Source organism: Bartonella sp. AD328YNZD, assembly GCF_042196425.1.
Window position 1 is genome coordinate 1 of record NZ_JBHIQG010000555.1, and the last position, 1,120, is coordinate 1,120.

Here is a 1,120-nt window from a genome sequence, read left to right on the forward strand (position 1 = left end):
TGTGCAAGCCGTGCACGCACAATACTATAATCCTTGCCCACAAGCGAAAGAATAAGAACAATAAAAAATATCAAAAGCGGTAGATTGATAACCCCTGTCAAACGCTGTAGCCAAAAATGCTCTGTTCCTTCATGAGCACTCCCATGCCCCCGTACTTTTCCAAGTTCCGTTCGAAAATCTTTTTTCATCTCTCTTTTCACCCCCAGCTAAACAACGGTATATCCAATAATCCAAATTATAAAAGTAATAATAAGAGAAATAAACACTGTTACCCAAGCAGTGACTGTTGCCTTTTCTTTTGCTAGGAGGCAAGGCATCACATCCCACACAATGTGTCGCACACCACCAACCATGTGATGAATCCCTGCCAAAGTATAAAGAAACAAGATACACAATCCAAACCAAGAACTATAAATCTCATGAACTGTTTTGAATGCCTCCTCCCCACATGCAATAGCAATTAACCAAACAGCAAGAAAGACCATTCCAACATAAAGAGCCATACCTGTAACGCGATGCGCAATAGACATGGCCATAGTAATTATCCAACGATAAATACTTATATGAGGGGAACGAGGGCGCTCTTTTATCCTAGTTGTCTCTGTCATAAAATATCCTGACCTGGTTTTTACTGCAACCGCAACGAACGAGAAAGCCCGCATAAAACGACTAAATATATATTATCTCGCTTTTACTTGTTTGGCATCTCAAATACCAATATTACAGGTCGGTTGTCTCAAATAACGGATTAAAGGTCACGCATAAAAAAAACCGATTACTCAACGGATATACTCCGCAAAACTTGCCTTAATCTAATACAATTTTATCTTCACGTCAAAGGTCTAACATCTTTTCTCAAATATAAACAGACATTTTTTTAAACTATCATTATACTTTTGAGTGTTCACGATACGTACAATGATATTCTAAATTTGATCCATTATTTAAGAATAAAAAGAGACAAAAAATTTGATAGATTAAACATTTTTATGTCTCTTCACAGTCTTTTAAATGACAAAACGAATCACGAAAGACACAAATAGGCGGCATAAAAGCCGCTTTTGCATAAAGTTTAGCCGATATAATCTTTACTCAGAAACTTGCTTTTCAACATCTGTAC

1 protein-coding gene and 1 pseudogene are annotated in these 1,120 nt (G+C 36.8%); both read right to left on the reverse strand.

Features of this window, described 5'->3' with window-relative positions:
• Nucleotides 1-188, reverse strand: a pseudogene (locus ACFIO3_RS13615) (succinate dehydrogenase, hydrophobic membrane anchor protein); the annotation flags it as partial.
• A gap of 18 nt (nt 189-206) precedes the next feature.
• Nucleotides 207-608 carry a succinate dehydrogenase, cytochrome b556 subunit gene (sdhC, locus tag ACFIO3_RS13620; protein WP_375608472.1) on the reverse strand — a complete coding sequence of 134 codons (402 nt, stop codon included), beginning with the start codon at nt 606-608 and terminating at the stop codon, nt 207-209.
• Between the last annotated feature and the right edge of the window lie 512 nt (nt 609-1,120).